The sequence below is a fragment of the Rhodovulum sulfidophilum DSM 1374 genome, from assembly GCF_001633165.1.
Taxonomy (GTDB): Bacteria; Pseudomonadota; Alphaproteobacteria; order Rhodobacterales; family Rhodobacteraceae; genus Rhodovulum; species Rhodovulum sulfidophilum.
Genome location: NZ_CP015418.1, coordinates 2,175,753 through 2,199,383, shown reverse-complemented (window position 1 = coordinate 2,199,383; position 23,631 = coordinate 2,175,753). Strand labels below are relative to the sequence as shown.

Genomic DNA, 23,631 nt, shown 5'->3' with positions numbered 1-23,631 from the left:
GGGCCTCAGAACAGCGAAAGCTGGTCGCCTGCCCGCGGCGGCACACGGAAAAGCTCGGTCGACAGGCCGGGCTGCGTCACAGCCAGCCCGAGCCGGGCCGTGGCCAGCCGGAACCGCTGTGCGATCATGTCGGCATGGGGCCCCGTGCCGCGCATCCGGTGGCCCCAGCCGGACCTGTAGGCCTTGCCGCCATGGATCTCGCAGAGCCGGGCCATCACCCGCTCGGCGCGGTCGGGACAATTCTCGGCCAGCCAGTCGCGAAACAGCGGCTCCACCTCGAGCGGCAGGCGCAGCATGATCCAGCTTGCAGCCACGGCCCCGGCATCGCAGGCCCGGGTCAGGATCGCCTCGAGCTCGGGATCGGTCAGGCCCGGGATCACCGGCGCCACCATCGCCCGCACCGGCACCCCCGCCGCCGCAAGCCGTTCGATGGTCTGCAGCCGCCGTTCGGGCGCGGGCGCGCGCGGCTCCAGCCGGCGCGAGAGATCGCGGTCGAGCGTCGTCACCGAAATGCCGACCCGCACCAGCTCCAGCTCGGCCAGTTCCGCGAGCAGGTCGAGATCGCGCTCGATCAGCGCGCCCTTGGTCACCACCGCCACCGGATGGCGGAAATCACGCAGCACCTCCAGCAGCCCGCGCATCACCCGATGGGTCCGCTCGATCGGCTGATAGGGATCGGTATTGGTGCCGATCGCCAGGGTCGCGGGCCGGTAGCCCCGGCGCGAAAGCTCCTCGGCCAGCAGCCGCGGCGCCTCGGGCCGGGCGATCAGCCGCGATTCGAAGTCGAGCCCCGGCGACAGGCCCAGCCAGGCATGGCTCGGCCGGGCAAAGCAGTAGATGCAGCCATGCTCGCAGCCGCGATAGGGGTTCACCGACCGGTCGAAGGGCAAATCGGGCGAGCTGTTGCGGGTGATCGCCGTGCGCGGCCGTTCGATCCGGGTCTCGGTCCTGAGCGGCGGCGGCGCCTCGCCCGGGTCCCAGCCGTCATCCTCGGGCACCACTGTCAGCCGGTCGTAGCGGTTGGCCGGGTTGCCGCCGGCCGCGCGCCCCGGCGTCGGGGGTGCTGATGCGACAGCGGCAGTCGGGGAGGCCGCCGGAGAAGAGGTCGAAGAGGCATGGGGACGGGTCATGCCGAATGATTGGAACATTTGGCGAACATTTGCAAGATTCCCGATCTGCCGGAGGAATGCTGCCGCAAGGTCACAGGCGCGACGTAATTTCGCGGCGAGGTCGTTTCGGACGGGCCGCTGGTCGCAATTCGGTAAGCGTTCCCGGTGCAGAATTCCGATCAAGGATGCAGAGGCTCCGGCAAAGCGCCGGGCCCCAATGGGAGCGTGAAATGGCCAACGAAGACGACGACATCGTTCTGGCAGAGCTGCCGGACGAAGAACTGGTCCCGCAAATGCAGGACGATCTTTACGACGGGCTCAGGGAGGAGGTCGTCGAAGGGGTCGAGATCCTGTTGTCGCGCGGCTGGGCACCCTACCGGGTGCTGACCGAAGCGCTGGTTTCGGGCATGACCGTCGTCGGTCGCGATTTCCGCGACGGGATCCTCTTCGTGCCCGAGGTGCTGCTGGCGGCCAATGCCATGAAGGGCGGCATGGGCATCCTAAAGCCGCTGCTGGCCGAAACCGGCGCGCCGCGCATGGGCAAGATGGTGATCGGCACCGTCAAGGGCGACATCCACGACATCGGCAAGAACCTCGTCGCGATGATGATGGAGGGCGCCGGGTTCGAGGTCGTCGATATCGGCATCAACACCGATGTGGACGGCTATCTCGCCGCGCTGGAAACCGAACAGCCGGACATCCTGGGCATGTCGGCGCTGCTGACGACCACCATGCCCTACATGAAAACGGTGATCGACACGCTGGCCGCCAAGGGCATCCGCGAGGATTACATCGTGCTGGTGGGCGGGGCGCCCCTGAACGAGGAATTCGGCCGCGCCATCGGAGCCGATGCCTATTGTCGCGACGCCGCCGTCGCGGTCGAGACCGCCAAGACCTTCGTCGCGCGCAAGCATAACCGCGCCGTTGCCAGCTGAGCCCGGCGGCGCGCAGACGGCAGCCGCCAGCCCCTGCCCCGACCGCGGGATTGCCGCGGCCCGGCCTGTCGTGGACGAGCCTGTCGCGGTCGATACCGAAACGTTGTCGCGGCACGGGACAACCGGTACGGGATAATCGGCATGGGGCAACCAGCATGGGACACGGCAAGATCCTGTGCCACCGGCGCCGCAGCGGCAGGACCGCCGCGGGGCGACTGCACGCGCCCGGACGATCCCCTCGGACTGGCGAAGACCGACGTGGCTCCCCTGCCGGAACGCTCTGGCCCGCCTGCGATCCACTGTCGTTCCTTGCGGCCACTCCCCGCGGCAATGCAGAGCATCCCAACCGGACGCGGCGTGGTTGCGATCCGCAACGCCGCCCAAGGAAATCGGGCCCTATCGGCGGCGCCCTGCCCTGCATGGTTGTGCAAGGTCGACGAACGGAACAGCAGGGCGTCGCTCTGTGTCCGACCCGTCATCCAACCGCCGTCATCCGGCCCTCGCCCGCCTGCCGGGCGGAGATACTCGCCGCATGCCGGTCCGCCGCCCACACCAGCCCCCGATCTGCCGGGAACAGCACACAAGACAAACCGGATCGCCCTCTCATCAACCGCTTGCAGCGACCGCACGGACCGGGACAACGCAACGAAAGCGCGGCGAGGAAACCTGCATCCCGCCGCTTTCTTGAACCGGTCCGGATCTTTGCCCCATAGGCCCACGCGCCCCTTGCCCGATGCCTGCCCCCGGCCCACATCTTTGGCGAAAAGGAGTATCGCATGCCCGGACGCGTCCTCGCCCTTCTTCTTGCCGTCGTGCTGACGGCTGCCGGCCTGACAATCTGGCTCGCCAGCCTGCTGCCTGCCAGCGGCGTTGCAATACTCGTACCGCTGGCGCTGCTGGCCGTGCTGGGGTTGCGTCTCTTGCAGAGGCGGCAGTGAACGCGCCAGACGACCACCGCCTGACCGAGACCGGGCTGCCGCCGGAAGGGCGCGGACGGGTCCTGGTGATCGGCTGCGGCGCGCTGGCGCATGAGATCCTTGCACTCAAGCGGATCAACGGCTGGGACCATCTGGACCTGACCTGCCTGCCCGCGATCTGGCACAACCACCCGGACCGGATCGCACCGGGGCTCCGTGCGCTCGTCGAGCGCCACCGCGCCGCCTATCCCACGATCCTCGTGGCCTATGCCGATTGCGGCACCGGCGGCGACTTGCAGCGAACCTGCGCCGAACTCGGGGTCGAGATGATGGAGGGCCCGCATTGCTATGCCTTTTTCGAGGGCGCCGCCGCCAGTGCCGACCGCGCCGGGGACGAGATCGACGCCTTCTACCTGACCGATTTCCTCACCCGGCAATTCGACGCCTTCGTCTGGCGCCCGCTCGGGCTCGACCGCCATCCCGAGCTTGCGACGGTTTACTTCGGCAATTACCGCCGTCTCGTCTATCTGGCCCAGACCGAGGATGCCGCGCTGGACCGGCAGGCCGAGGCCTGTGCCACGCGCCTGGGCCTTGCCTATGAGCGGCGGCCCACGGGCTATGGCGACCTGGCCGGTTTCCTGGCCGGGCGCGGCTGAGCTGAGGTCGGCTATTTCGGCGGGGTCGAATAGGTCAGGCTGGCCCGGGCGACGACGCCCTCCATCCCCTCGGACCGGATCATCGCATCGCCCACCGCCAGCACCCGGCCCAGCTTCAAAAGCCGCGCCTCGCAGATCAGATCGCGGCCCGAGGCGGGCTTGCGCATGAAATCGATCGAACAGTTGGTCGTGACCGCCAGCGCCTGCGGCCCGATCATCGCCAGCACCGCCAGATAAATGCCGACATCGGCCAAGGCGAACATCGACGGCCCCGACACGGTACCGCCCGGCCGCAGATGCCGCTCGGTCACCGCCAGCCGCACCCGCACCTGCATCGGCGCCACCTCCTCGACCACGAACTCCTCGCCGATCTGCGGAAAGGCGCTCCGCAGAAAAGCGGTCAGCGCCGACGCATCCATCACCGGCTGCCTGGCCTGCATGGACTTTCCCCCTCTCCCGTTCCGCCCTAGTCTTCGCGACCAGAGGGAGGAAACACAAGATGACCGAAATCCTGTTACGTGACGATACCCGGGGCGTGGCCATCCTGACGATGAACGCGCCCGAACGGCTGAACGCGCTGTCCGACGCGATGCTGGCCGCGCTGCAGGCCCAGATCGACGCGCTGGCCGAGGACCGGAGCGTGCGCGCGGTGATCCTGAAAGGCACCGGCAAGGCCTTCTGCGCAGGCCATGACCTCAAGGAGATGCAGGCCGGACGGCAGGCGCTCGATGGCGGGCGGGCCTATTTCGCCGATCTCTTCGAGCGGTGCGCGCGGGTGATGACGGGGCTGATGCGCCTGCCCCAGCCGGTGATCGCGGCCCCCCACGGCATCGCCACCGCCGCGGGCTGCCAGCTGGTGGCGTCGTGCGATCTGGCGGTCGCGGCCGAGGGCACGCGGTTCGGGGTGAACGGCGTGAATATCGGGCTGTTCTGCTCGACCCCCATGGTCGCGCTGAGCCGGAGCATTCCGCGCAAGCACGCCTTCGAGATGCTGACCACGGGCCAGTTCATCGATGCCGCGCGCGCCGAGGCGCTGGGGCTGATCAACCGGGCCGTACCCGAAGAGATGCTGGAGGATGCCGCCTGGCGGCTGGCCGAGACGCTGGCAGGCAAGCTCTCGCCCGCGATCAGGGTCGGCAAGGGGCTGTTCTACGACCAGCTCGACTGCGGCATCGACGAGGCCTATGCCCGCGCGGGCGCCGCGATGGTCGAGAACATGATGCTGGAGGAGACCCAGGAAGGGATCGGGGCCTTCCTGGAAAAAAGGGCTCCCGCCTGGCAGGGCTGAACGGGGCGCGCGAAGTCAAGGCGGCAGAAGGCCGGAAAACGGTCGGGGCCGGGGGTCATCCGCCCGGCCCCGATCCGGGGCATCTCATTCGGCCGGAACGGCCCGGCCGACGCGGGCAGCGGCGCGTTGTTCGCGTTTCTCGCGGCGCTCGCGCGAAGCCTTGAGCTGTTCCTCGGTCTGGCGCAGGTTGATATAGGCAAAGGCAAGCACGAAGCCGAGGGTGCCAAGACCCAGAACGGCGTTGATCGCATCGATATCCATTGGTCGCGTCCTCTCTGTGCAGGTTGCAATGTACAAGGAGATACGCGCGCCCTCCGGGACCGGATCACCCGCATCACAAGAAAAACCGCATTTTCAAAGGCATGCGGGGAAATCCCTGACGCAAGCCATTGAAAATGGGCGGAAAAATGGCGGCATTTCGTCGCAATCAAACACCTGTGAACGCCGCATCCGAGGGGGTCTCGCCGGACGCGGGGCCCCATCAGCGGATCAGGAGGATCACCAGAAGCAGGAAGCTCAGAAGGCCCAGAATGCCTGCATGGGCAAAGAGCAGGCTTGTCAGGAAAAGGCCCGCCAGCACCGTCCCGACGATCAGGACCTGTTCGCGCAGCGGCCGTGCCTCGAGCCGGGCCGCGATCTCTTCGGGCGGGCGGCGCCACCACAGCCGCCCGACAATGGCGAAGGCCACCCGGCGCGCGGGCGGCCAGATCCTCTGCCAGAGCGGGTCATGCCAGGTCATGCGCGCCCTTCCAGCAGCGCCGCCGCCACGGGGCCAGCCTCGGCACCAAGCTCGGGATCGGGCCCGGCGCGACGATCAAAGCCCGTAGATCGCGCCGAACTTGGCATCGAGATAATCCAGCAGCGGCCCTTCGTCGGGCTCGAAACCGCAGGCCCGGCGGATCGTCTCGGCCGGCTCGTAAAGCCCGCCATGACGCTGAACCTCGACCTTCAGCCAGGCGGTCGCGGGCTCGGCATGGCCGCGCGCCAGATCGGCATCGAGCGAGGGCACCGCCGCGCGCAGCGCCTGATAGAGACAGCCGGCATAGACATTGCCCAGCGCATAGGTCGGGAAATAGCCGAAAAGCCCCACCGACCAGTGCACATCCTGCAAGAGCCCCTGGCTCGGCCGCTCGACCGCGACCCCGAAATCGGCCTCGAAGCGGGTATTCCAGGCCTCTTCCAGATCCTCGACCTCGAGCCCGCCGGCGATCAGGTCGCGTTCCAGATCGAAGCGCAGCATGATGTGCAGATTGTAATGCACCTCGTCGGATTCGGTCCGGATATGGCCCGAATGGACCCGGTTCACGGCCGCGTAGAAGGCCTCGGCATCGGCCGCGCCGGCTGACCCGAAAACCTCGTTCATCCGGCCGTGAAGCCAGCCGCAGAAGGCGCGACCGCGCCCGAGCTGGTTCTCGAAGATCCGGCTCTGGCTTTCATGCACCCCCATCGAGACGCCCGCCCCCAGGGGCGTCAGCCCATAGGCCGGATCGATCCCCTGCTCATAGACCCCATGTCCGGTCTCGTGCAGCGTCGAATACAGCGCGCCCAGCGGCTCGGCCTCGTCGACCCGGGTGGTGATCCGGACATCCGAGCCCGACCCCGAGGTGAAGGGATGGACCGAGAAATCAAGCCGCCCATGCCGCCAGTCATAGCCGAAATGCGTGGCGACCTCGCGCGAAAGCGCCATCTGCACCGCCTCGGGGAAATGGCCCTCAAGCGGCGCGGGCGCCCGGCCCGAGCCCATGATCCGTTCGCGCAGGTCTACCAGACGCGGGCGCATCCGGTCGAACATCGCCGACAGCCCGGCCGCGGTCGCGCCGGGCTCGTAATCGTCGAGAAGCGCGTCGTAAAGATCGCCCCCCATCGCCAGCGCCGCAGCCTCCTCGCGCTTGAGCCGCACCACCTCGCGCAGGGTGGGCAGGAAATGCGCGACATCGTCGGCGGCACGGGCCTCGGCCCAGATCCCCTGGGCACGGCTCGTCACCCGGGCGATCTCGGCCGACAGCGTCTCGGGCAGGCGCGTCGCGCGGGCATAGCTGCGACGGATATGGCGCATCTGCGCGCGGCCGGTCTCGTCCAGAAGATCGTCGTCGATCGCCCCCAGCCAGTCGCCCAGGCGCGGGTCGCTGCGGCGACGGTGCAGCACCGTCTCGAGCGCGCCCATTTCCTCGGCGCGCTGCTGCGCGGCGCCGCGCGGCATCACCGTCTCCTGGTCCCAGCCCAGCCGCATCGCGACCTGACCGAGCGCCTCGGTCTCGCGCTGGAAGCTCATAAGCTCGTCAAAGGCGGTCATATCGCGTCACCCCCGGATGGATTGCTGAACGGGATATTGCGCCATGAACCGGGCGCGCAGCACCAGAACCCACAACAGGACGGCCCCCACCAGATGGGTCAGCGCCATATGCCACTGGCCCGCGTAAAGCACCGAGCCGACGCCCAGCACCGCCTGGCCGAAGATCATCACCCCCAGCCAGTCGAAGGCGCGGCGGGTGCGGGCATGCGGGCTTTTCCGCGCCCGCAGCCAGGCCGCGATACCCAGCAGCACGACAAGATAGCCAAGCCCGCGATGGATGAACTGCACGAGGCCGGGATTGTCCCAGAGATTGCGCCAGACCGGCTCCAGCGCCAGCGGCTCGGGCGGCAGGACACCGCCCGCCATCAGCGGCCAGTCGGGGAAGCTGCGGCCCTGATCGAGCGCGCCCAGCATCGCCCCGAAGAGGATCTGCAGGAAGGCCAGATGCATGACACCGGTCGCCATGCCGAAGGCGCGCCCGTCGCGGGCCCGGCGGGCCTGCATCAGCTGGGCCTCGGTGCGGCGCAGTTGCATCGCGCCCCAGGCGGCAAGCCCCATCCCGGCGAAACCGAAGCCCGTCATCGCCGCGAGCCGCAGCGAGGCGGCATCGAAGGGCGCGGGCAAAAGCCCCGCGGGCCCCATCGCCCAGTCGGCCGCGCCGATCCCGAGGATGGTGCCGCCAAGCGGCAAGAGCCGGACCGCCCAGCCCTTTGGCAGCTTGCCGAAGATCAGGAAGCCCAGCGCGCCCAGCGCCCAGACGAGGGCCGCAAGCATGCCGGCCTGCCGGACGCCCCAGTCCCACCAGTATAGTCTCTGGAAGCCCGCGAGATCGGCCGTGCCTCCGGCGGCGGCAAAACGGTCGAAGGCGGCGGACCAGCCCGCCGCGTCAAGCGGCGGCAGCTGGCCGTAAGGCGGCGCGAAGCCCGGCAGGCTGGCCGGATGCCCGGTCAGGCGCGCCACGCCGGCCGAGATCAGCATCGCCGCGATCAGCACGAAGATCGAGATCAGCCACCAGGCGACAGCCCCGCGCGCACCGCGCCGGGCGGCGCGGTCGATGGCGCCGGGCTGGACCACCGGCCGGTCCGGCGGCGCATCGGTGCCGACCTCCTCGAAAATGCTGCGGGTCTTCGGCTTGCTGCGGGTCTTGCTCATAGGCCCCTCTCCGTCTTGCGCGGCGAGACTAGGCGGGCGGGCGCGACGCCGCAAGTCACTCGCCGCGGCTCCGCGCCCGCGTCAATTGCCGCAGTACCCCGTGCAGGATCTGCACATCGGGCCGGGTCAGCGGCATCCGGCTCCACATGTTGCGCAGAGCGATCTTCATCCCCGGCGCCTTGGTCTCGGGAAAGAAGAACCCCGCCTCGGACAGCCGCTCTTCGTAATGCTCGGCCAGTTTCTCGACCTCGATCTGGCTCGCGGGATCGGCGCCGGCCAGTTCCAGCCGTTCGGGCAGGATATCGGCGGTCTGGCGGCGCCATTCATAGGCGCTGAGCAGAACGCATTGCCCCAGATTGAGCGAGGCGAAATCGGGGTTCACCGGGACGTTCACGATGGCATTGGCCCGCGCGATGTCGTCGTTTTCCAGCCCCGCGCGTTCCGGCCCGAACAGCACCGCCACCCGGCGCCCCTCGGCCAGCAGGGCGCGGGTTTCGGTCATCGCCTGTTCCGGGGTGACGACAGGCTTGGTCAGGCCGCGCGGCCGCGCGGTGGTGGCGAAGACATAGTCGCAATCGGCAACCGCCTCGGCCGTCGTGGCATGGATCCCGGCATTGTCCAGAAGCCGTCCCGCCCCGCTGGCCAGCGCCACCGCGCGCGGATTGGGCCAGCCGTCGCGCGGCGCGACCAGGCGCATCCGGTCGAGCCCGAAATTCCACATCGCGCGTGCCGCCGCCCCGATATTTTCGCCCATCTGCGGGCGGACGAGAACAAAGACAGGCTGGGCTGCGGTCATGGGGCTCGCTTTCTTGAAAAACGGCGGGGTGATACGCCCTGCCCGACGAAAGGGCAAGCGGAGGGGCTCTGTCCGCCGCCGCGCTTGGCCAAAGGCGACAGAAGTCCCGAGGCCGGCCGGACGGGCGCGCGCGGGCCGCTGGGGCTTGCAGCCTCGGGCGAGGCGGCCCTCTTCCGGGACGCCCCTGGGCCGATGGCAAAGGGGACGCGACCCGCGATGGTCCGACCGTAGCCAATCGCGAAAAACCCCGTTATAGCGGCGTCACGGATAACAGGAGCCCGCCAATGGCCGAACCCGAGCGCCCGCAGATCTACCTGATCACCCCGCCCGCCTTTGATCCCGACAGCTTCGCGCCGCGCCTTGCCGCGGTGCTCGACGCCCATGAGATCGCCTGTCTGCGCCTGTCCATGGCCAGCCATGACGAGGATCTCGTGGCCCGTGCCGCCGATGCGCTGCGCGAGATCGCCCATGCCCGCGACATCCCGCTGGTGGTCGAGGCCCATGTCGGGCTGGTCGAGCGGCTGGGGCTGGACGGGGTGCACCTGACCGACGGGCAACGCAGCGTCCGCAAGGTGCGCAAGCTACTTGGCGCCGATGCGATCGTCGGGGCCTTCTGCGGCGCGTTGCGCCATGACGGGATCGGCGCGGCCGAGGCCGGGGCCGATTACATCGCCTTCGGACCGGCGGGCGAAAGCGGCCTTGGCGATGGCAGCCGAGCCGAGGCCGATCTGTTCGGCTGGTGGTCCGAAATGATCGAGATCCCGGTCGTGGCCGAGGGCGCGCTCGATGCGACCACGGTTGCGGCGCTGAGCCCGCTCACCGATTTCTTCGCCCTTGGCGAGGAGATCTGGCGCGAGGAGGACCCGGTCTCGGCGCTCGGCGCGCTGATCGCCGCGATGGGCTGACAGGCCCCTGCCCTGGCCGGGGCACGGTTCGGCGAGGCGCCGGGGGCTTTTCTCAGAGCTTCGGCGCCGCGCTCCGGACCGCCTCTTCGCAGGCCAGCGCCAGGGCCTTGCGGTCGGGGAAATCCGCCACCTTCAGCGGCGGATGAAAGACCAGCTCAACCCTCCCCGGCCGCGCCGAGGCCAGCAGCTTCAGCGCATGCGGTCCGAACCCCATATCCCCCCACCAGCCATAGAAGGCCACGGCCTCGCCCTCGGGCGCGGTATAGATCACCGTGACCGGCTGGACCCACAGGATCTCGCGCAGCCCGGCCCCGAAAAACGCGGCAAACAGCGTCGATTTGAAGGACAGCACCCGCCGCCCGTCGGTCGAGGTGCCCTCGGGGAAGAAGACCAGCCGATGCCCCGCCTTCAGCCGGGCCTCGAACAGATCGGCCTGCGCCCGCGCCTCGCGCTTGTCGCGCGCGATGAAGACCGTACCGGTGGCCCGCGCCAGCCAGCCGATGCCGGGCCAGGAGGCGACCTCCGCCTTCGAGACGAAATAGATCCGCCCGCGCGCGTTCAGCGCGAAGATGTCGAGCCAGGAGGCATGGTTGGCCACCCAGGCCCCGCGCGCCCGCATCGGCCGCCCCCGCATCCGGCAGCGCAGGCCCAGAACCGCCAGCGCCGCGCGGCTGACGCCCTGCGTGATCCAGGGCGTCACCGGCCGCCGCAATCCGAACAGCGGCCGCTCGGCCAGCCGCAGCGTCAGCTTGAGCGCCATGCCGATGGCCAGAAGCCCGACCAGCGCTGTGCCGCGGAGCGCGACGCGCAGCCAGCCGGCCACACCGATCCGCGGCATGTCGGGCGGCGGCGCGCCCCGCCAGGTGGTCACTCCTGCCCCCGCATGTAGCGCGACCGGCTCTTCGCGTTCATCCGCGCCGTATCCATCAAGAGGCAGACATCGGTGGTGTTGAAGGCGCGGTCGATGAAGGCCCCCTCGCCGACGAACCCGCCGAGCCGCAGATAGGCCTTGATCAGGGCGGGCATCGCCAGCATCGCGCGTTTGCGGTCGATCGCGGCCTCGGGCATCAGGTCCATGTTCTGGACATGATCGGGCAGCACCCGCACCCGAAGCTCGGGCGGCGCGAGATGCCGGTGATGCAGATAGGACAGCGGCTCGGCCAGCGCTTCGGCATCGGTGCCGTGAAAGCTCGCCACGCCGAACAGGACCTCGATCTCCTTGTCGAGCACGTAATCGGCCAGCCCGTTCCATAGGTGATAGAGCGCGGTTCCGCCGCGATAGTCGGGATGCACGCAGGAGCGCCCCAGCTCCAGCAGCCGCCGCCCCGAGGCCTTCAGCGCCGACAGATCGTATTCGTCCTCGCTGTAGAACTTCCCGAGCGCCGCCGCCCGTTCGGAGGTCAGAAGCCGGTAGACCCCCACCACGTGATCGAGCGTCGCCGCGTCGCGCCGACTGTCGATCAGCAGCAGATGGTCGAAATGCGGATCGAGATCGTCGCGTTCCAGCCGCGCCTCATGGTCGACCAGCGGGCCGTCCGCCCCCAGTTCGGCCACGAATACCTCGTAGCGCAGGCGCTGGGCGGCCATCAGATCGGCCTCGGTCCGGGCCAGGCGCAGCTGAAAGAAATCCTCGGGCGGCTGCATGCCTTACCCCCTGCAGAGACTGTCGCCCGCTTCTAGGGCGCCACCGGGCCAAGTGCAACCGCGCCGCCCGACGCAGGCGCAGACCGCAATGACATCTGTCATGTTAATATGCCATTAACGATGATGGGTCAGCCTGACCCCATCAGGATGTTCAGGACGAAAAGACAGGCATGAGCTCGATCCGCGTTCCGTCGATGACGACTTTTCCCGCATCGGTGAAATTCACCGTGATACGTGCGCCGATCACGGATTGCACCTGGCCCAGGCCCCAGTCCGGCTCTCCGGGATGGCGCACCAGCATCCCGGGTTCGAGGATCGCGTTCATCGGTCTCATTGTCACTCTCCTGTCGGCGGTCCCGGCGGTGTCGCATGTCTGATCTCACCGCGCTCGTGGGCTCGCGCATCTGCCACGATCTTATCAGCCCGATCGGCGCGATCGGCAACGGGATGGAGCTTCTGGCCATGGCCGCGGCCGAGACCCATGGCGAGGCGCCGGGCGAGGAACTGGCGCTGATTTCCGACAGCGTCGCCCGTGCCAATGCCCGGATCCGGATGTTCCGCCTCGCCTTCGGCGCCGCCGGCGAGGATACCGCGGTGGCCGGGCGCGAGGTCTGCGAAATCCTCGCGGACTATTTCGGCGGCAGCCGGCTCAGCGTCACCGCCGACCCGCCCGCCTCTCTCAGCCGCAGCGCCGCCAAGACCGCGCTTTTGTCGGTCCTCTGTGCCGAGACCGCCCTGCCCCGCGGCGGCCGGATGGCGCTGAGCTGGCGGGACGGCCGCATCACCCTGACGGCCGAGGCCGAGCGGATGACGCTTGAGCCAAGGCTCTGGGCACCGCTGACCGATGGCCAGCCCTCCGGCGACGACCTCCGGCCCGCCGAGGTACAATTCGCGCTTCTGCCGATCGCGCTGACCGATCTGGGGCGGAGCCTGTCGCTCGGTCACGACGAAACCTCGCTGACACTGGCCTTCTGAGCCGGAGCCCCATACGCCAGATCCCCATACGCTAGATCCCCGGGCCTCAGGCCCGGAGCGTGCCGTCGCCCTCGACCAGGTACTTGAAGCTCGTGAGCTGTTCGGCGCCGACCGGCCCGCGGGCATGAAGCTTGCCGGTCGCGATCCCGATCTCGGCGCCCATCCCGAACTCGCCGCCATCGGCGAACTGGGTCGAGGCATTGCGCATCAGGATCGCGCTGTCGAGCCGCTCGAAGAACCGCGCCGCCGCGGCATCGTCCTCGGTCAGGATGGCATCGGTATGGCCCGACCCGAAGGCGCGGACATGTTCGATCGCGCCGTCGATATCGTCCACCACCCGGGCGGCGATGTCCATGTCCAGATATTCGCGCCCCCAATCCTCGGCGGTGGCGGGCTGCGTGCCCGGCAGACGGGACAGCGCCTCGTCGGCATGGACCCGGACCCCGGCCTTGACCAGCGCCGCGACCAGATCGGCGCCAAGCGTCGCGGCCACGTCCCTGTGGATCAGCAGGCATTCGGCTGCGCCGCAGATACCGGTGCGCCGGGTCTTGGCGTTCAGCACCACCGACAGCGCCTTGGCGGGATCGGCGACCTTGTCGACATAGATATGCACGATGCCCTCGAGATGGGCGAAGACCGGCACCCGCGCCTCGCGCTGGACGAGGCCCACAAGGCCCTTGCCGCCGCGCGGCACGATCACGTCGATATACTGGGTCATGGTCAGCATCTCGCTGACCGCGGCACGATCGCGGGTCGGCACGCGCAGGATCGCATCCTCGGGCAGCCCGGCTTTGGCCAGCCCCGCCACCAGGCATTCATGCAGCGCGCCGGAGGAATGGAAGCTCTCCGAACCGCCGCGCAGGATCACCGCATTCCCCGCCTTGAGGCACAGGGCCCCGGCATCGGCGGTGACATTGGGCCGGCTTTCATAGATCACGCCGATGACGCCCAGCGGCGTGCGCACCCGGCGGATATGCAGCCCCGTGGGCCGGTCCCATTCCGCCATCACCTGCCCCACCGGGTCGGGCTGGGCGGCAACCGCGCGCAGACCCGCGGCAATGGCCTCGATCCTGGCCTCGTCCAGCATCAGCCGGTCCAGCATCGCCGGGCTCAGGCCCTTGTCGCGGCCATACTCCATGTCGGTCGCGTTATCGGCGAGAATCTGCGGCTTGTGGTCAACCACGGCGTCGGCCGCCGCCTCCAGCGCATGGCGCTTGGCCTCGGACGAGGCGAAGGCCAGTTCGGCCGAGGCGACCCGGGCACGGGCACCAAGATCGGCCATGAGGGCGTGAATATCGGTAATGTCCTTCATATCGCCATGTCGTCCCTGTGAATGAGCGCCGCCCGCCCCGGATAGCCGAGGATCGCCTCGATGTCACCCGAGCGACATCCGAGGATCAGCCGCGCCTCGGCAGAAGTATAGCGCGAAAGCCCGGCGCCAAGCCCCTCGCCCTTCGGGCCGAGGATCGCGACCGGCTCGCCCCGGCCGAAATCGCCGGTCACCTCGGTCACGCCCGCGGGCAAAAGCGACTTGCCGCGCGTCAGCGCCCCGGCCGCGCCCGCGTCGACCCGGATGAAGCCATGCGGCTTCATCGCCGCGATCCAGCCCTTGCGCGCGGCGCGCGGATCGCCCTTGGGGCGGAACCAGGTGCAGGCCGCGCCCTCTTCCAGCGCCTTCAGAGGCCGCAGCCGCGAGCCCTCGGTGATCGCCAGCGCGCAGCCCGCGCCGGTCGCGGTCCGGGCCGCCATCAGCTTGGTCTTCATGCCCCCCTTCGAGAGCCCCGAGCCCGCATCGCCCGCCATCGCCTCGATCTCGGGGGTGATCTCCTCGATCAGATCGAAGCGATGCGCCTCGGGATCCTGCATCGGGTTGGCGGTATAGAAGCCGTCGACATCCGACAGCAGCACCGCCACATCGGCCCCCACCGTCACCGCCACCTGCGCCGCCAGCCGGTCATTGTCGCCGAAGCGGATCTCGTCGGTGGCGATGGTGTCGTTCTCGTTGACGATGGGCACCGCGCCGAAGCCCAAGAGCGTCTCCATCGTCGAGCGGGTGTTCAGATAGCGCCGCCGGTCCTCGGTATCCTCAAGCGTCACCAGCACCTGCGCGGTGGTGATCCCGTAAGGCTCCAGGCAATCCTCATAGGCACGGGCCAGCCGGATCTGCCCGACCGCGGCGGCAGCCTGGCTCTGTTCCAGCGCCAGGGGGCCGAGGCCCAGCCCGAGAACGCCCCGCCCCAGCGCGATCGAGCCCGACGAGACCAGCACCACATCGGTGCCGCGCGCCTTCAGCATCGCGACATCCTCGGCCAGGCCCCTCAGCCAGTCCGCGCGCAGATTACCCGTGCTCCGGTCGACCAGAAGCGCCGAGCCGATCTTGACCACAAGCCGCCGGGTAGCGATCAGGGACGCCACGCCTCGCCCTCCTCGCTGTCCTCGCGCTTCAGGCGCAGCCGGTCCTCGTCGATTTCGGCACGCAGCGCGCGCAGCACCTCGGTCACGCCCTCGCGCGCGACGCCCGACATCAGCATCACCGGGCCGCCGCTCGCCGCCTCGAGAGCGGCACGTTTCTCGGCCCGCTCGTCCTCGTCGAGACTGTCGATCTTGTTCAGGACCGTCACCCGCGGCTTGTCGGCCAGATCGCCGCCGTAAAGTTCAAGCTCGGTCAGAACCGTCCCGCAATCGGCCACGACATCCTCGGAGGTGCCGTCGATCAGATGCAGAAGCACCGCGCAGCGTTCGACATGGCCGAGGAACCGGTCGCCGATGCCGCGGCCCTCATGGGCGCCCTCGATCAGGCCGGGAATGTCGGCGATGACGAATTCGGCCCCGTCGACGCCGACCACGCCCAGATTGGGATGCAGCGTCGTGAACGGATAGTCGGCGATCTTGGGCCGGGCATTCGAGGTCGCGGCCAGGAAGGTCGACTTGCCGGCATTGGGCAGCCCCAGCAGCCCGGCATCGGCGATCAGCTTGAGCCTCAGCCACAGCGTGCGCTCGACCCCCTCCTGCCCCGGATTGGCGCGGCGCGGCGCCTGGTTGGTCGAGGTCTTGAAATGCAGGTTGCCCCAGCCGCCATTGCCGCCCTGGGCCAGCAGGACCCGCTGGCCAAGCTCGGTCAGGTCGGCGACCACGGTCTCTTCGTCCTCATCGAGGATCTCGGTGCCCACCGGCACTTTCAGCACCATGTCCCGGCCCGAGGCGCCCGATTTCTGGCGGCCCATGCCGCCCTGACCGTTCTGGGCGAAGAAATGCTGCTGGTAGCGGAAGTCGATCAGGGTGTTCAGCCCCTCGACCGCCTCGACCCAGACATCGCCGCCCCGGCCGCCATCGCCCCCGTCGGGACCGCCGAATTCGACGTATTTCTCGCGGCGGAAGCTTGTGCAGCCGTTTCCGCCGCTGCCCGAGCGGATATAGACCTTTGCGAGGTCAAGGAATTTCATGAAGAGCCTCGAAATTTGCGCGCATCAGGCGATAGTGGATATTGGGCGCGGGCTCAAGCCGCGCCAGCGAGCGTCCGGTACCGGGCCCGAGCCGCTCGAAGCCGAGCTTCCCGAGCACGCGGCCCGATCCGGGATTGTCGGCGAAATGATCGGCAGCCAGCACGTCGAGCCCGGGAAACCGCGCGAAGACCCCGGCCAGAAAGCCGCGCATCGCCTCGGTCGCATAGCCCCGGCCCCAGACCGCGGGATCGAGGAAATAGGCCAGCGAGGCCGGCGCACCGCCCAGTCCCGCCACGCCCAGCAGCCCCTCGTCGCGCCCGTCGATGGCCAGCCGGAAGGCGGGCTCGCCCCGAAAGCGCGAGCGTGCGACCCAAGTCGCGGCCTGCCGCCGGGTCCAGCGCACCGGAAGGCTGCACATCATCGGGGCCACCCGCGGATCCCGGCCGATCCGCAGCAGCGCATCGAGATCGGCGGGCCGGAACGCCCTGAGGACAAGGCGCGGCGTCTCGATCCGAAATCCGTCCGCCGCGCCCCGCATCGCTCAGTCGAGCTTCTTGAGATAGGTCCAGGTGGCCACCTTGGCCTCCCGCGCCACCGAATAGGCCTCGGCATCGCCGATATATTCAAAACCGGCATTGGTCAGCACCCGGGCCGAGCCGGGATTGTCCTGAAACACTTCGGCAAAGACCGTCTTGGCCTTCTGCGGATTGGCGGCCAGCAGCGCGCCCACCGCCTCGGAGGCGATGCCGGTATTCCAGAAGGCCGGCGCGACCCAGTAGCCGATCTCGGACTGGTCGCGCTCCATCCGGTCGAGCGCGATCACGCCCAGCACCTCGGAAAGCCCCTGCTCGGCCCCGTCCATCACCCAGACATCCTCGCTGCGCTCGGGATCCTGAGCGCGGTGGATGAAGGCCTCGGTGGCGCCCGGCGGCAACGGATGCGGGATCGACCGGGTGAACCGCGCCACCCGGAGATCGCTGGTGTAAAGCGACAGCAATCCGGCATCCGACCGGCGCACCGGACGCAGCACGAAGCGTTCGGCCGCGATCGGAGGCTGGGGCGGGATCAGGTCGAGTTTCATGGCTTTCCTCCTCCGAAAAGCACGAGGACCACCGGGCCGTCGGCTGACGCCCCGATCTTCACTGCAGCGCCCGGACCGCGGCGGACGCGAGCCGCCCGCAGGGGGCTCCGGGAACAAGATGGCAACCGCCCCGGCGCGGCGCAAGACGCCCCCGCTGCCCGAAGCCCCTGCGGAGCTTTCCGGGCGCGGACCCTTCCCGGTGCCGGGAGGCCTCTTGCCATCATCTTTCCTGCTCCGGTTTCCGAAACAGAAACGGGGGAACGGCTGGCGCCGATCCCCCAATTTCAGTCATCCTGAGGTTTCGGCTTACTCGGCGGCCTCCGCCACCGGGAGAACCGAAATGAAGGTGCGCCCCTTGAGGCCCTTCTTGAAGGTCACTGCGCCCTCGCAGGTCGCGAAGATGGTATGGTCCTTGCCCATGCCCACGCCTTCGCCCGGCCAGAACTTGGTGCCGCGCTGACGGACGATGATGTTGCCCGAAGCGACCGCCTGGCCGCCATAGATCTTCACGCCGAGACGGCGACCAGCGGAGTCGCGCCCGTTGCGCGAGGAGCCGCCTGCTTTCTTGTGTGCCATGTCGTCCTCTCCTCTCGCTTAGGCCTTGCCGGCCAGGTCCTTGGCAAGCGCCACCCAGCCATCATTCACGATCTTGCCCTTCAGGCCGAGACGGGTATCCATCGCGGCGACCTGCTCGTCGGTCCAGGCGGCAATCTGCGCGAAGCGGGTGACCCCGGCCTCATGCAGTTTCTTTTCCATCGCCGGGCCGACGCCGGGCAGCTTCTTCAGGTCGTCGCCCGCGGCGGCTTCGGCGGCTTTCGGCGCCTTCGCCTTGGCGGCCTTGGGCTCGGCGGCGGGGGCGCCCGCAACCGACCCGGCCCCGATCGCGGCCTTGACGCCGGTCTCGGCGCCGCCCGAAGCGAGGATCTCGGTCACGCGCAGAAGCGTCAGCTGCTGGCGGTGGCCCTTGGTGCGCTGCGAGCCGTGCTTACGGCGGCGCTTAACGAAGTGGATGACCTTGTCGCCCTTGATCTGGTCGATCACGGTGGCCTGCACCGCGGCACCATCGACGATCGGCGCGCCGACCTGGCCGTCCAGCATCAGGATCTCGTTGAACTGAACCGTCTCACCGGCTTCGGCAGCAAGCTTCTCGACGCGCAGCACGTCACCCGACTGCACCTTGTACTGCTTGCCACCGGTCTTGAGGACCGCAAACATCGGCCATTTCCTTCTTACCGCCGCGTCCTTCGGCCCCACCTCTAGGCGGCGTTCCCGCGCTGCTGCGCACCCCGGACAGCGTGCTCCCTTCGGAGCGTTGTCAATATATGGTCTATCGCGAACGGTCCGGCAAACCGCGCAGGAACGCAGTCCGGACCAGAACCGTGCGTATCGGCGATTTCGGCCCCCAAGTCAAGCCCGGCCCTGCGGCGCCCCAAACCGCCCCGGGAACGGGATCTCAGAGATCCTGTCCGGCGATGAACCGCGCCGCGGCCAGCCCCAGCTCATGCGAGATATCCTCGAACACCGCCTCGACCCCCTCGAAGAGCGCGTCGTTCAGATCCCGGCCGGGCCGACTTTCGGAAAGCCCGATATAGGCCTCCATCGTCGCGGCGTCGAGCGGCGCATAGGCCATGGTCAGATAGGAAAAGAGCCAGGTCCGGGTATCTTCGCGAATCTCGGGCGCCTGGCGCCGGACATCGTCGAGGATCTGGTCCTCGGTCACCGGGTAATCGAAGGCACGCCCATCTACGAGCCCCGTATAGAAGGCGTAATTGGCATTCAGCGCGCCCGCGACATTGGCCTCGATCAGGCCATTGACGGCGATGAAACGCCCGACGAGGTCGAGCTTCGGATCGCCATCGGCCTGCATCTCCTCCAGCCGCTCGCGGCTGGCCCTGTCGATCTCGGGATCGAGCATCGCCTTCCGGGCCGAAAGCTCCAGCGCGACGATCCGGGCGCCCCGGGGCGAAGTGAAGAAGGCGACCAGAGGCGCGATCTCGGCCGCGCCCAGCCGCCTGTCGAGCGCCGCGCGCATCTCCGCCTCGATTCGACCGCCGTCATAGATGCGGTCGACCGCCGCCTCCCAGCGGGCCCCACCGCGACCGGGAAAGAGCTCGTCCTCGAGCCCCTCGCCATAGACGAGCCCCTCCTCGCGCATGACCTCGACGAGTTCCGGCAAGGCCAGCGCCTCGACAAGCGCCTGCAGCGAGGCGGTCTCGGCCGCCTCATCTGCCCGCGCCGCTCCTCCGGCGAGGACGGCGATCAGAGCGGTTGCTGCAACGAGGCGTAACATCGGCGGCTCCGGGTCATGGCGCTTTCAGAGCTATCGCGAAGCGTCCGGAAATCCAACAGCGGCGCAGTCCCGGGATGAAGTTTCCTCCCGGGACGAAAAACCGGTTGCACGCGGTCGCCGTTACCACTACATGACCGCTCCACAAGGCCACGGGCGTGCGGAGAGGTGCCGGAGTGGTCGAACGGGGCGGTCTCGAAAACCGTTGACCCTTCACGGGGTCCCAGGGTTCGAATCCCTGTCTCTCCGCCACTATGGAAGATAAGCTATAGTTATTTATGAATAACTTGGCTCACACTTAACGCCGTACAACTTTCAAACCAACATTCCCAAGATGTACTTCGCAACTTGGAACGCGCGCCATCTGACAAGGATCTCGCGCCCGAACCAGGCAGGATAGCATGAAAACGACGGCCTGTCCGTGGTACTCAGCAATTGTTCCAACAATTACGGGCCTTACCACTTTCCAGAAAAGCTGATCCAGGTGGTTATTCTGAACGCGCTGGCGGGGCGGACACTGCCGATTTACGGCGCTGGCAGCAATATCCGCGATTGACTTTATGTCGAAGATCACGCCGATGCGCTGCTTCTGGTGGCCTTGGAGGCGATCAGGGGCGAGATGACGGTCGCCGAGCTGGAGGCGAAAAACGGCGTGCATCAGACGGTGATCAACACCTGGAAACGCCAGGCGATCGAGGGGATGGACCCGCGATACGGTATCCCCCACACCGTAACTGTCACCATTCCATTCCGCGTGGCCAAGCGCGGCGGTCGGAAAGAGGTTCAGCTTCCGCTTGGGACGAACAATCACAGCCCTGACTATACGCTGATCAAGGCGGTGGCGCGCGCCTATCGTTGGCGCCAAATCCTCAAGGACGGCGACATGGGAACCATCGCGGAGCTGGCAGAGCACGAGAAAATCTCACCATCATATCTGACCCGGGTCATGCGGCTCACCTTATTGGCACCCGACATCATCGAAGCCATCCTGGACGGAAACCCACCGTCTGTGGGTATGACGGAATTCCTCGAACCGATGACGCCCGTTTGGGCCGAACAGGGGGCGGCGCTCAGCTATGAGGGTAGATGACACTCGACGCACCACCAACGCCAATCCATTCCAAGCGGTTGATTTGGAAAATTTTTTACTACAAAAAGAGGGCTTGTTGCACAAAGCGGTAAGGAGGATTCATTGCGCGCATCCCGTGCTTTAGATCGATGCCATGCCGAAGCCCTCTCCCACCCGCTATCGCAGGACGAACTGGTCCGAATACAACGCCGCGCTCCGCCAGCGGGGATCGCTCTCGGTCTGGTTTGATCCCGGCACAGTCTGGCAGGCTGGAAAGACCGGCACGCGGGGGCGGCCCGAGACGTTCTCTGATGCGGCGGTCCAGGTCTGTCTCACGCTGAAAGTGCTCTTCGGCCTTCCGCTTCGGCAAACGGTTGGGCCGGTCGAGAGCCTGATCCGGATGGCTGGGCTCGACTGGCCGGTGCCGGACTATTCGACGCTGTGCCGACGCCGGGCGCGGATCGGCGTGCAGATACGCTATCGCCGCTCAGGCATGCCCTTGACCCTCCTTGTCGACAGCACCGGTATCAAGTTCCGTGGCGATGGCGATGGCGAATGGTTGGCTCGCAAGCACGGGCCGTCGCGTCGCAGGCAATGGCGCAAGGTCCACATCGCAATGGACACGGAGACCGGCGACATACGCTCGGTCGAGTTCACTTCGAGCCGCCAGGGCGACAGTCCCCTGCTGCCCGACCTGCTGTCGCACATTCCCGAGGATGAAGAGAGTGCCACCGTCACCGCGGACGGCGCATACGACAGGCGGCGATGCCCCACTGCCATCATCGCGCGCGGCGCGGATGCCGTCATACCCATCCGCCGGAACGGCCGCGCCTGGAAAGAAGACTGCCCCGCAGCATCGGGGCGCAACGAGATCCTGCGGGCGACGCGGCACCTCGGCAGGGCGCTCTGGAAGAAGTGGGCCGGCGACCATGTCCGAAGTCGGGTCGAGGCCCAGATGAACCGCCTGAAGCTCTTCGGTGAGCGGATCATGTCACGAGAACCCGACCGCCAGACCGCCGAAATCCAGATCCGCATCATTCGCCATTGTCGCTCGGACCAATGGCGCGACATGGCTTATTCATGAATCGCTTCTCGGCCCTCGGCAGGGCCGAGATCGAGGCCGTCGCCTGAACGGCCACGGGAAAGGGTACAGTCAGCACGAACGCTGATTTGCGCAACAACGCCACAAAAAGACCAAAGAAGGCGCCGCGACGTCACAGATTTAGACGCGAGTCGCTGGGGCCATACGCACGACTCCGGTCGGAACGAAAAACAGCGGGACATATTTTCGATTCAGTTTCAGCAAATTATTGAAACCGTATTGAAAGATGCGCGGTTAACAGGCCCGGAGAATGTGGGGGCGAGAGAGCGGGGTTGTGGGGTAAGTTCGGGCATGACCACGTTTCATCCAGAACCGTTCTGGCGCTACAACACTAAAATATAAAGGAAATTTCTTGAATCTGCGCCGATTAGAGACAGGCCTCAAAAGGCTTGGTGGCGGAGGGAACGGAGCGCCTGAAAACTCTGCTGGAAGTAGCGACCGGGATCTATTCTGAACTCGGGGAATCAAAGGAGGTTCTGTCCAACACCTGTGCCTACGCTTGCTTGCGCTCCTTGCAAAACGAAACACGATCAAAACAAATACAAACCAAGAGCATTCTGTCCGCCGTTGCCGGCTCAGGGCCTTGGAGAATGGTCTTCGCACCGAACTTTATCCGAAGAAATCTTCCTTGAAACGATCAATCTGGTGCATCCGCTCGTGGAGGATCGTGACAATACCGATATCGCCATTCGAAAGGTGCCTCCAATACGCGAAATGCCGCTCGTACCGGAAGAAGTACCCTTCCACCCCGAATTCGACGGGCACGGCCCGCGAATGCACATCCGCGTTTCGATCTGCTCGAATGCTGCGAACAAGCCGGTGATGTAGGTCTCGGCCTGCGCCTCGCCCCACATGTCACGCGTGTATCGGTAGATCTCGTCGAGACGGACGGAAGCCGCCTCCTGGACCCGGATCGCCATCGGGTCAGGTCCGGTTCCGGGCGATCACCTCGGCGGCAGTCAGCGGCTTGCTGCGGATGCCAGCGTCATCCAGGCTGACGCGAACCGGCAGAACTCGACGCCGAAATCGGACTGGCATCCCGACAGGATCGATCCTGAAGACGCGCCACGGGCTGTCAGGGAGTACCTAGAAACGCTCGACGGTGAGTGCATGAACGCCACTGGTTCGAGGAATGCACGAACGCCTTCGGCGCAGCAAGCCCGGTCGAGCCGAAGTTCACCTCGCATTCCGATCCAGCCTCACAATGGACCGGGGCCCGTGGAGGGCCGGCCTATTTTGCCTATTCCACCAACTACCTGATCGACACCGACAACGGCGTGATCCTCGACGTGGAGGCCACCCGGGCGATCCGCCAAGCCGAGGTTGGATCGGTGCAGACCATGATCAACCGGGGGAGGATACCTTTGGCATCGTACCGGAGCGGCTGATCGCCGACACGGCATACGGCACCGGCGTCATGCTGGACTGGCTGGACCGGCAGCGAGGGATCGCGCCACATATCCCGGTATTCGACAAGTCGGGGCGCAAGGACGGAACGTTCGAGCGCGCCGACTTCACCTATGATGCGGAGAGCGGCCTCTACACCTGCCCGGGCGGCAAGGAGCTGAAGCAAAGCCGACGGCCCTTCACACCCCTCGTGAGAAGAAGCCCGATGAGGACAGCATGCTCCGCTACCGGGCCAGCAAGGCCGATTGCGATGCCTGCGAGTTGAAAGTCCGCTGCTGTCCCAAGGAGCCCTCGCGCAAGGTCCTCCGGTCGACCTTCGAACCATCCCGGCATCGGGCGCGTGCGATTGCCCAGCCCCCCCCGAATACGCGATCTCCTGCAAACTGCGAAAGAAGGTCGAGATGCTGTTCGCGCACTTGAAGCGCATCTTGGGCCTCAGCCGTCTCCGATTACAAGGACCGAACGGCGCACGCGATGAATTCCACCTCGCAGCCACCGCCCAGAACCTTCGGAAGCTCGCAAAGCTGCTCCCGGTTCCGCAAACCGCCTGCTGAGGAAGGGTCGGCACGGAC

General features: G+C 67.3%; 25 protein-coding genes, 1 tRNA gene and 6 pseudogenes. 13 read left to right on the top strand and 19 right to left on the bottom strand.

Going from position 1 to position 23,631, the window contains the following annotated elements; genetic code table 11:
• Positions 1–5 precede the first annotated feature (5 nt).
• Positions 6–1,148, bottom strand: coding sequence for a PA0069 family radical SAM protein (locus A6W98_RS10440; RefSeq protein ID WP_247904404.1), 1,143 nt, complete (start codon positions 1,146–1,148; stop codon positions 6–8).
• 191 nt (positions 1,149–1,339) lie between these two features.
• Here A6W98_RS10440 and A6W98_RS10435 point away from each other — a divergent pair, with 191 nt between their 5' ends.
• The 3 genes from A6W98_RS10435 (at position 1,340) to A6W98_RS10430 (ending at position 3,617) form a co-directional block, all read left to right on the top strand.
• On the top strand, positions 1,340–2,044 hold the full coding sequence (locus A6W98_RS10435; RefSeq protein ID WP_042461176.1) for a corrinoid protein: 705 nt from the start codon (positions 1,340–1,342) through the stop codon (positions 2,042–2,044).
• Between the two features lie 776 nt (positions 2,045–2,820).
• A complete protein-coding gene (locus tag A6W98_RS21945; RefSeq protein ID WP_202253965.1) occupies positions 2,821–2,982 on the top strand; it encodes a hypothetical protein in 162 nt (53 codons plus the stop codon).
• Entirely contained in the window at positions 2,979–3,617 is a 639-nt protein-coding gene (locus A6W98_RS10430; protein ID WP_042461174.1) for a DUF1638 domain-containing protein, read from the top strand. The genes A6W98_RS21945 and A6W98_RS10430 overlap by 4 nt, the downstream gene beginning before the upstream one ends.
• Positions 3,618–3,628: 11 nt before the next feature.
• Here the strand turns inward: A6W98_RS10430 and A6W98_RS10425 are convergent, their stop codons facing one another.
• Positions 3,629–4,057: a PaaI family thioesterase gene (locus A6W98_RS10425; RefSeq protein ID WP_231098259.1), complete on the bottom strand. Its 429-nt coding sequence runs from the start codon at positions 4,055–4,057 to the stop codon at positions 3,629–3,631.
• A 59-nt stretch (positions 4,058–4,116) separates the two neighbouring features.
• On the opposite strand from A6W98_RS10425, the gene A6W98_RS10420 reads away from it, so the two are divergent.
• Positions 4,117–4,905, top strand: coding sequence for an enoyl-CoA hydratase (locus A6W98_RS10420; protein ID WP_042461171.1), 789 nt, complete (start codon positions 4,117–4,119; stop codon positions 4,903–4,905).
• 84 nt (positions 4,906–4,989) lie between these two features.
• On the opposite strand, the gene A6W98_RS21480 is transcribed toward A6W98_RS10420, so the two are convergent.
• The 5 genes from A6W98_RS21480 to A6W98_RS10400 form a co-directional block, all read right to left on the bottom strand.
• Positions 4,990–5,166 carry a hypothetical protein gene (locus A6W98_RS21480; RefSeq protein ID WP_168161825.1) on the bottom strand — a complete coding sequence of 59 codons (177 nt, stop codon included), beginning with the start codon at positions 5,164–5,166 and terminating at the stop codon, positions 4,990–4,992.
• Positions 5,167–5,386: 220 nt separating this feature from the next.
• Positions 5,387–5,644 (bottom strand): hypothetical protein, encoded by a 258-nt coding sequence (locus A6W98_RS10415; protein WP_052678006.1) that lies wholly within the window; start codon positions 5,642–5,644, stop codon positions 5,387–5,389.
• Between the two features lie 75 nt (positions 5,645–5,719).
• Positions 5,720–7,198 carry a carboxypeptidase M32 gene (locus A6W98_RS10410; RefSeq protein ID WP_042461167.1) on the bottom strand — a complete coding sequence of 493 codons (1,479 nt, stop codon included), beginning with the start codon at positions 7,196–7,198 and terminating at the stop codon, positions 5,720–5,722.
• Between the two features lie 6 nt (positions 7,199–7,204).
• Positions 7,205–8,350 (bottom strand): COX15/CtaA family protein, encoded by a 1,146-nt coding sequence (locus tag A6W98_RS10405; protein WP_042461164.1) that lies wholly within the window; start codon positions 8,348–8,350, stop codon positions 7,205–7,207.
• A 55-nt stretch (positions 8,351–8,405) separates the two neighbouring features.
• Entirely contained in the window at positions 8,406–9,146 is a 741-nt protein-coding gene (locus A6W98_RS10400) for an RNA methyltransferase (protein ID WP_042461161.1), read from the bottom strand.
• Positions 9,147–9,430: 284 nt separating this feature from the next.
• On the opposite strand from A6W98_RS10400, the gene A6W98_RS10395 reads away from it, so the two are divergent.
• Positions 9,431–10,051, top strand: a complete 621-nt coding sequence (locus tag A6W98_RS10395; RefSeq protein WP_042461158.1) for a thiamine phosphate synthase — start codon at positions 9,431–9,433, stop codon at positions 10,049–10,051.
• Positions 10,052–10,103: 52 nt separating this feature from the next.
• Here the strand turns inward: A6W98_RS10395 and olsA are convergent, their stop codons facing one another.
• From olsA to A6W98_RS10380, 3 genes are all read right to left on the bottom strand, one after another.
• A complete protein-coding gene (olsA, locus tag A6W98_RS10390) occupies positions 10,104–10,922 on the bottom strand; it encodes a lyso-ornithine lipid O-acyltransferase (protein ID WP_406678835.1) in 819 nt (272 codons plus the stop codon).
• The gene (gene olsB, locus A6W98_RS10385; protein WP_042461156.1) at positions 10,919–11,695 is read right to left on the bottom strand and encodes an L-ornithine N(alpha)-acyltransferase; all 777 of its coding nucleotides are present in this window, start codon (positions 11,693–11,695) and stop codon (positions 10,919–10,921) included. The genes olsA and olsB overlap by 4 nt, the downstream gene beginning before the upstream one ends.
• A 151-nt stretch (positions 11,696–11,846) precedes the next feature.
• A complete protein-coding gene (locus A6W98_RS10380; RefSeq protein ID WP_042461154.1) occupies positions 11,847–12,029 on the bottom strand; it encodes a DUF3553 domain-containing protein in 183 nt (60 codons plus the stop codon).
• 35 nt (positions 12,030–12,064) lie between these two features.
• On the opposite strand from A6W98_RS10380, the gene A6W98_RS10375 reads away from it, so the two are divergent.
• The gene (locus A6W98_RS10375; protein WP_042461151.1) at positions 12,065–12,670 is read left to right on the top strand and encodes a histidine phosphotransferase family protein; all 606 of its coding nucleotides are present in this window, start codon (positions 12,065–12,067) and stop codon (positions 12,668–12,670) included.
• A gap of 46 nt (positions 12,671–12,716) precedes the next feature.
• Here the strand turns inward: A6W98_RS10375 and A6W98_RS10370 are convergent, their stop codons facing one another.
• From A6W98_RS10370 to A6W98_RS10335, 8 genes are all read right to left on the bottom strand, one after another.
• A complete protein-coding gene (locus tag A6W98_RS10370; protein WP_042461149.1) occupies positions 12,717–13,982 on the bottom strand; it encodes a glutamate-5-semialdehyde dehydrogenase in 1,266 nt (421 codons plus the stop codon).
• Positions 13,979–15,085 carry a glutamate 5-kinase gene (gene proB, locus A6W98_RS10365; protein ID WP_042461146.1) on the bottom strand — a complete coding sequence of 369 codons (1,107 nt, stop codon included), beginning with the start codon at positions 15,083–15,085 and terminating at the stop codon, positions 13,979–13,981. Before proB ends, A6W98_RS10370 begins: the two co-directional genes overlap by 4 nt.
• A complete protein-coding gene (gene obgE / locus A6W98_RS10360; protein WP_042461144.1) occupies positions 15,073–16,113 on the bottom strand; it encodes a GTPase ObgE in 1,041 nt (346 codons plus the stop codon). The genes proB and obgE overlap by 13 nt, the downstream gene beginning before the upstream one ends.
• Complete coding sequence (locus A6W98_RS10355; RefSeq protein ID WP_052678005.1) at positions 16,100–16,651, bottom strand: GNAT family N-acetyltransferase; 552 nt, start codon at positions 16,649–16,651, stop codon at positions 16,100–16,102. The genes obgE and A6W98_RS10355 overlap by 14 nt, the downstream gene beginning before the upstream one ends.
• A 3-nt stretch (positions 16,652–16,654) precedes the next feature.
• Entirely contained in the window at positions 16,655–17,194 is a 540-nt protein-coding gene (locus A6W98_RS10350; RefSeq protein ID WP_042461142.1) for a GNAT family N-acetyltransferase, read from the bottom strand.
• Between the two features lie 306 nt (positions 17,195–17,500).
• Positions 17,501–17,770 (bottom strand): 50S ribosomal protein L27, encoded by a 270-nt coding sequence (gene rpmA / locus A6W98_RS10345; RefSeq protein ID WP_042461139.1) that lies wholly within the window; start codon positions 17,768–17,770, stop codon positions 17,501–17,503.
• Positions 17,771–17,788: 18 nt separating this feature from the next.
• Entirely contained in the window at positions 17,789–18,409 is a 621-nt protein-coding gene (locus A6W98_RS10340; protein ID WP_042461137.1) for a 50S ribosomal protein L21, read from the bottom strand.
• A 238-nt stretch (positions 18,410–18,647) separates the two neighbouring features.
• Positions 18,648–19,484, bottom strand: a complete 837-nt coding sequence (locus A6W98_RS10335) for a DUF2059 domain-containing protein (protein WP_042461134.1) — start codon at positions 19,482–19,484, stop codon at positions 18,648–18,650.
• Between the two features lie 159 nt (positions 19,485–19,643).
• On the opposite strand from A6W98_RS10335, the gene A6W98_RS10330 reads away from it, so the two are divergent.
• From A6W98_RS10330 to A6W98_RS10320, 5 genes and pseudogenes are all read left to right on the top strand, one after another.
• Positions 19,644–19,733: transfer RNA gene (locus tag A6W98_RS10330), tRNA-Ser, on the top strand.
• Between the two features lie 148 nt (positions 19,734–19,881).
• A pseudogene (locus A6W98_RS21065) lies at positions 19,882–20,034 on the top strand (NAD-dependent epimerase/dehydratase family protein); the annotation flags it as partial.
• A 30-nt stretch (positions 20,035–20,064) separates the two neighbouring features.
• Positions 20,065–20,184, top strand: a pseudogene (locus A6W98_RS22450) (transposase); the annotation flags it as partial.
• Positions 20,182–20,571, top strand: coding sequence for a hypothetical protein (locus tag A6W98_RS10325; protein WP_042464901.1), 390 nt, complete (start codon positions 20,182–20,184; stop codon positions 20,569–20,571). The pseudogene A6W98_RS22450 and the gene A6W98_RS10325, both read left to right, overlap by 3 nt.
• Positions 20,572–20,704: 133 nt before the next feature.
• Positions 20,705–21,681 (top strand): annotated as a pseudogene (locus tag A6W98_RS10320) (IS5 family transposase).
• 580 nt (positions 21,682–22,261) lie between these two features.
• Here the strand turns inward: A6W98_RS10320 and A6W98_RS21940 are convergent.
• Positions 22,262–22,572, bottom strand: a pseudogene (locus A6W98_RS21940) (type II toxin-antitoxin system RelE/ParE family toxin).
• A gap of 55 nt (positions 22,573–22,627) precedes the next feature.
• Between A6W98_RS21940 and A6W98_RS22335 the strand changes: the two are divergent.
• Positions 22,628–23,051: pseudogene (locus A6W98_RS22335) on the top strand (IS5/IS1182 family transposase); the annotation flags it as partial.
• Between the two features lie 406 nt (positions 23,052–23,457).
• Positions 23,458–23,613: pseudogene (locus tag A6W98_RS22330) on the top strand (transposase); the annotation flags it as partial.
• Between the last annotated feature and the right edge of the window lie 18 nt (positions 23,614–23,631).

Excerpts from the sequence above, each read along its gene's own strand:
- A6W98_RS10410 (WP_042461167.1), bottom strand. The coding sequence starts at position 7,198 with ATGACCGCCTTTGACGAGCTTATGAGCTTCCAGCGCGAGACCGAGGCG.
- A6W98_RS10325 (WP_042464901.1), top strand. The coding sequence starts at position 20,182 with ATGGACCCGCGATACGGTATCCCCCACACCGTAACTGTCACCATTCCA.
- A6W98_RS10395 (WP_042461158.1), top strand. The coding sequence starts at position 9,431 with ATGGCCGAACCCGAGCGCCCGCAGATCTACCTGATCACCCCGCCCGCC.
- A6W98_RS10415 (WP_052678006.1), bottom strand. The coding sequence starts at position 5,644 with ATGACCTGGCATGACCCGCTCTGGCAGAGGATCTGGCCGCCCGCGCGC.
- A6W98_RS10335 (WP_042461134.1), bottom strand. The coding sequence starts at position 19,484 with ATGTTACGCCTCGTTGCAGCAACCGCTCTGATCGCCGTCCTCGCCGGA.
- A6W98_RS10405 (WP_042461164.1), bottom strand. The coding sequence starts at position 8,350 with ATGAGCAAGACCCGCAGCAAGCCGAAGACCCGCAGCATTTTCGAGGAG.
- A6W98_RS10375 (WP_042461151.1), top strand. The coding sequence starts at position 12,065 with ATGTCTGATCTCACCGCGCTCGTGGGCTCGCGCATCTGCCACGATCTT.
- A6W98_RS10380 (WP_042461154.1), bottom strand. The coding sequence starts at position 12,029 with ATGAGACCGATGAACGCGATCCTCGAACCCGGGATGCTGGTGCGCCAT.
- A6W98_RS10370 (WP_042461149.1), bottom strand. The coding sequence starts at position 13,982 with ATGAAGGACATTACCGATATTCACGCCCTCATGGCCGATCTTGGTGCC.
- A6W98_RS10340 (WP_042461137.1), bottom strand. The coding sequence starts at position 18,409 with ATGTTTGCGGTCCTCAAGACCGGTGGCAAGCAGTACAAGGTGCAGTCG.
- A6W98_RS21480 (WP_168161825.1), bottom strand. The coding sequence starts at position 5,166 with ATGGATATCGATGCGATCAACGCCGTTCTGGGTCTTGGCACCCTCGGC.
- olsB (WP_042461156.1), bottom strand. The coding sequence starts at position 11,695 with ATGCAGCCGCCCGAGGATTTCTTTCAGCTGCGCCTGGCCCGGACCGAG.
- A6W98_RS10400 (WP_042461161.1), bottom strand. The coding sequence starts at position 9,146 with ATGACCGCAGCCCAGCCTGTCTTTGTTCTCGTCCGCCCGCAGATGGGC.
- obgE (WP_042461144.1), bottom strand. The coding sequence starts at position 16,113 with ATGAAATTCCTTGACCTCGCAAAGGTCTATATCCGCTCGGGCAGCGGC.
- A6W98_RS10355 (WP_052678005.1), bottom strand. The coding sequence starts at position 16,651 with ATGCGGGGCGCGGCGGACGGATTTCGGATCGAGACGCCGCGCCTTGTC.
- A6W98_RS10435 (WP_042461176.1), top strand. The coding sequence starts at position 1,340 with ATGGCCAACGAAGACGACGACATCGTTCTGGCAGAGCTGCCGGACGAA.
- A6W98_RS10425 (WP_231098259.1), bottom strand. The coding sequence starts at position 4,057 with ATGCAGGCCAGGCAGCCGGTGATGGATGCGTCGGCGCTGACCGCTTTT.
- A6W98_RS21945 (WP_202253965.1), top strand. The coding sequence starts at position 2,821 with ATGCCCGGACGCGTCCTCGCCCTTCTTCTTGCCGTCGTGCTGACGGCT.
- rpmA (WP_042461139.1), bottom strand. The coding sequence starts at position 17,770 with ATGGCACACAAGAAAGCAGGCGGCTCCTCGCGCAACGGGCGCGACTCC.
- A6W98_RS10440 (WP_247904404.1), bottom strand. The coding sequence starts at position 1,148 with ATGTTCCAATCATTCGGCATGACCCGTCCCCATGCCTCTTCGACCTCT.
- A6W98_RS10350 (WP_042461142.1), bottom strand. The coding sequence starts at position 17,194 with ATGAAACTCGACCTGATCCCGCCCCAGCCTCCGATCGCGGCCGAACGC.
- A6W98_RS10420 (WP_042461171.1), top strand. The coding sequence starts at position 4,117 with ATGACCGAAATCCTGTTACGTGACGATACCCGGGGCGTGGCCATCCTG.